This is a genomic window from Mesorhizobium sp. M5C.F.Ca.ET.164.01.1.1 (assembly GCF_004792125.1).
In the GTDB taxonomy this organism is placed as follows: domain Bacteria; phylum Pseudomonadota; class Alphaproteobacteria; order Rhizobiales; family Rhizobiaceae; genus Mesorhizobium; species Mesorhizobium wenxiniae.
In genome coordinates, this window is record NZ_SRTG01000386.1 from 1 (window position 1) to 319 (window position 319).

Genomic DNA, 319 nt, shown 5'->3' on the forward strand with positions numbered 1-319 from the left:
CCGTCCTGATGCACGCCGATGTCGACGAAGGCGCCGAAAGCAGCGACATTGGTGACGGTGCCTTCGAGCTGCATGCCCGGCTTCAGGTCCTTGATGTCGTCAACCCCCTCGGCAAAGGTCGCCGTCTTGAAACCAGGACGCGGATCGCGGCCGGGCTTTTCCAGCTCCGCCAGGATGTCGCGCACCGTCGGCAGGCCGAAGCGCTCGTCGACGAAGACACGCGGATCGAGCGCCTTGAGCGCGGCACTGTCGCCCATCAACGCGCGCACGTCGCGGCCGCAGGCGGCGACGATCTTCTTCGCCACGCCATAGGCTTCGG

1 protein-coding gene is annotated in these 319 nt (G+C 66.8%); it reads right to left on the reverse strand.

Features of this window, described 5'->3' with window-relative positions; genetic code table 11:
* Positions 1–319 (reverse strand): S1 RNA-binding domain-containing protein (locus tag EN807_RS33920; protein WP_135938047.1); only part of this gene is annotated, 319 nt, incomplete at both ends.